Below are 2,786 nucleotides of genomic sequence, written 5' to 3' on the forward strand. Positions count from 1 at the left end.
GCCAGTTCTGGCCGTTGCGGATCGTAGTGGCGACCACGGTGGACTGGAGCCGGGCAAGTGCCGCCCTGAGCAGCCCATAATCCCGCGCCCCGGTCTGTCGGCCGATACCGGTGAGCAACTGATAGGGGGTGAAGCGCAGGAAGCGTGACGTTGTCAGGCCGAGATTTTCCGCCTCGACAATCTGGCTGGCAGCCCAGATCAGCACGTCAGCGTCCCAGATCGTCGCCATGCCGTGCTCGGGCATCCCGAACACCTCGACGCGCGTGTCCCCTGCCGCGTAGAGGATTGGCGTCGTGCGCTTCGTTTTGGACAGCGAGAAAAACGGTCGCTCCATCAGATCGCGCTGGTCGCGCGGGCTGATCTCGCCACTGGCGACAACGAACGGCAGGAGCCTGCTGCGCTCGCTGGCCGTGAGGGTATGACGGGCCTGCATGTCCATCCTCCCCTCACCGGCGATCAAGGCCGGCGGAGCGGGCCTCGTCATAATTCGGATCAGACGTGGACCGGCAGGCGCTGGCGGCAGCCCAGGCGTCGAGGTCGTCGATCAGGTAGACGACACGACCGCCAAGCTTGCGGAAGGTCGGGCCACTGCCATGGCAGCGGTATTTCTCCAGCGTGCGGGGAGAAAGGCCAAGAATCTGCGCGGCCTGATGTGTGCGCAGGTAGCGCGCCGGTGACGGCGCGTGTCTGTCGAGCATGGTATACCTCCATCTGGTCTCGAAGCGCCGCGGGGATGGTGCGGCGGATCGGGATGACGGTGGCGGAGAAAGCGGGCGTTGGGGGTGGACGAAGATTTTTCGAGGTCAGTGTCCACCCCCGCACGTCGGAGCGTATGCCGGAGATGCGGGACGCAGCCGAACGTGATGCAGCGTAAGGAAAATGGAGGATCGCAGCGGGAAGGAGCGAAAACCGGCTATGTTATCGCCCGCGTAAAAAATCCAGGTAGCCGCCGCTGACCCGGTTCCGGGCGTCAAGAAGCAGGCGCTCCGCATGGCGACGCGCCGCCGTGTTGCGCCATTCGACCGCCGGTAAAGCCGCCTGCCATGAACGATTGACCGCAATGGCGATATCGCGGGTGGTGCCGCCCGCTTCGTGAATATCGAAGGCGAGCAGGAGCAGCATCTGTCGCGTGCGTTGCAGCGGGGTGAGTTGGAGGGCGCGTGGAAGCAGGCCAACGCGCTGGCCGCGCTGCCTGCGAAAGAAACGCAGCGCCACGTCGAGACGCAGTTCGGCGGCGTCATCCATCGGCAGAAGCACAGCGGGGCGACCGATGGCCAGCGGGTTCAGAAGCCGGAGGTAAAGATCGCCCGTCGCATCGCCGATCACCAGCCACGTGTCGTCTTCCGCATCATGACGGGCCAGGATGGTTCCGAGCACCGCCGGATTGATCGGGGTCACAATGGCGAAATCCGGTGGCGCGGGTGTGAGGATCAGCGTGGCCGGTGAAACCTCGGGCCGCCAGACCATACGCCCCTGAGGAGCGGGCTTATCGGGCGCATGGACAAAAACAGAGCCCCCAGCGTTGGGCGAACGCCGCGCACTCGGCAGCGGAATCCACGCCCCGGCGGCCAAGCCGCCGGTGCAGACGGGCATAATCGCGGCGATAGGTGGTGTTACGGCGGAGAAATTCGACGGCGAAACCGGAGCGGTCCAGACGGCTGATATGGTCGCGCAGTTCCGGTGAACGCCAGAAGGATGTGGGCATACGGGCCTCCCTGTCTGTCCCCCATGCGGCAAAAGGGGGAGATTCCATCAGCCAGATCGGAAACGGGAGTGCATAGACCCTGATTTCTTATCAGGGAGAGAAGCGCAGGGCGGATGCGCGAGCCAGGGCGAAGCCCGGCTATTGCAGGCGTGGTTGCAACAGGTGCTGGAAACCGGCTTCGGTCATCCATCGTGCCCGTGCCAGATGCCTGTCATGAACAGCCTTCGCACGCAGTGGTTCACGAACCGGATCAATTTCGAACAGCACGGCAACGACTTCGCGCCAGTCCGCCTCTTCCTCGTCCGCGACCAGAAGGCGCAGATAGAGCCCGAGATGTGCTTCGTCGTAGGCGTTCACCCGTACGGTGAGAGGGGGATGGTCGAGGAAAGACGGGTCGGTCATGGCGGCTCCTCATGATACCGCTGCCAGATCGGTTCGATAACAAAGATCGGGATTGCTGACCGGCCTGGCTCGCACGCCCCGCCAGAAATCAGCGCACGCAAGGGGAAAAGAACGACATGAACGGAGCGGATCAGGAGAAATCCGCTCAGCCACGTCCCCGACCCTGCCGCGTCTGGATATCGGAAGTCTCGTTTAGAAACATGACGCCGCGTCCCTGTCCGGACTCGATGAACAGAATGCCCGCCGCTTCCAGCGCGCGACGGACCTGATCGATTGTGCCCTCATGAACGCCCAGACCGCGTTCGGATTCAAGGCGCTTGAGCGCGGTCAATGCTACGAGGGCCTTTTCAGCGAGCCTTTCCTGTGTCCAGTTCAGAAGTGCCCGTGCCGCCCTTACCTGTCGGCCAGTGATCATCCGCGATCACATCCGACACGCAAGGCCTGCACACCAGAAATACGACTATAATAGTCGCATTGTGAATATTCAACGTCGTTCTTTCCGGACGATAGGAAAAAGGAATCGGCGTCCACGCACCATTCAGGCGGCTCCAGTCCTGTCGGACAAGACCGTCGGGCTGACCAGAAAAAAGCCCCCGTCAGGCGGGGGGCTCGGCATCGCGTCGGGCAAGCGCTTCTTTGAGTTCGCGCTCGATCTGCCGGCGCTCGCGCCGGCTGAGGT

General features: G+C 63.2%; 7 protein-coding genes. 1 reads left to right on the forward strand and 6 read right to left on the reverse strand.

Features of this window, described 5'->3' with window-relative positions; translation table 11 throughout:
- From ABF824_RS16170 to ABF824_RS16195, 6 genes are all read right to left on the reverse strand, one after another.
- On the reverse strand, positions 1 to 439 hold a 439-nt coding region (locus ABF824_RS16170; protein WP_415489981.1), incomplete at its 3' end, for a replication initiator protein A.
- A 7-nt stretch (positions 440 to 446) separates the two neighbouring features.
- Positions 447 to 698: a helix-turn-helix transcriptional regulator gene (locus ABF824_RS16175; protein WP_078527163.1), complete on the reverse strand. Its 252-nt coding sequence runs from the start codon at positions 696 to 698 to the stop codon at positions 447 to 449.
- 220 nt (positions 699 to 918) lie between these two features.
- Positions 919 to 1,467, reverse strand: a complete 549-nt coding sequence (locus tag ABF824_RS16180; RefSeq protein ID WP_415489977.1) for a DUF2285 domain-containing protein — start codon at positions 1,465 to 1,467, stop codon at positions 919 to 921.
- A gap of 19 nt (positions 1,468 to 1,486) precedes the next feature.
- Complete coding sequence (locus ABF824_RS16185) at positions 1,487 to 1,705, reverse strand: transcriptional regulator domain-containing protein (protein WP_415489978.1); 219 nt, start codon at positions 1,703 to 1,705, stop codon at positions 1,487 to 1,489.
- Between the two features lie 138 nt (positions 1,706 to 1,843).
- The gene (locus tag ABF824_RS16190) at positions 1,844 to 2,107 is read right to left on the reverse strand and encodes a DUF2285 domain-containing protein (protein WP_415489979.1); all 264 of its coding nucleotides are present in this window, start codon (positions 2,105 to 2,107) and stop codon (positions 1,844 to 1,846) included.
- A 145-nt stretch (positions 2,108 to 2,252) separates the two neighbouring features.
- On the reverse strand, positions 2,253 to 2,522 hold the full coding sequence (locus ABF824_RS16195) for a hypothetical protein (RefSeq protein WP_078527157.1): 270 nt from the start codon (positions 2,520 to 2,522) through the stop codon (positions 2,253 to 2,255).
- A gap of 61 nt (positions 2,523 to 2,583) precedes the next feature.
- On the opposite strand from ABF824_RS16195, the gene ABF824_RS16200 reads away from it, so the two are divergent.
- Positions 2,584 to 2,786: hypothetical protein (locus tag ABF824_RS16200; RefSeq protein WP_415489980.1), on the forward strand; the 203-nt coding region annotated here is incomplete at its 3' end.

Origin of the sequence: Acetobacter sp., from assembly GCF_047721705.1 — a bacterium.
Taxonomy (GTDB): domain Bacteria; phylum Pseudomonadota; class Alphaproteobacteria; order Acetobacterales; family Acetobacteraceae; genus Acetobacter.

Excerpts from the sequence above, each read along its gene's own strand:
- ABF824_RS16175 (WP_078527163.1), bottom strand. The coding sequence starts at position 698 with ATGCTCGACAGACACGCGCCGTCACCGGCGCGCTACCTGCGCACACAT.
- ABF824_RS16180 (WP_415489977.1), bottom strand. The coding sequence starts at position 1,467 with ATGGTCTGGCGGCCCGAGGTTTCACCGGCCACGCTGATCCTCACACCC.
- ABF824_RS16185 (WP_415489978.1), bottom strand. The coding sequence starts at position 1,705 with ATGCCCACATCCTTCTGGCGTTCACCGGAACTGCGCGACCATATCAGC.
- ABF824_RS16190 (WP_415489979.1), bottom strand. The coding sequence starts at position 2,107 with ATGACCGACCCGTCTTTCCTCGACCATCCCCCTCTCACCGTACGGGTG.
- ABF824_RS16195 (WP_078527157.1), bottom strand. The coding sequence starts at position 2,522 with ATGATCACTGGCCGACAGGTAAGGGCGGCACGGGCACTTCTGAACTGG.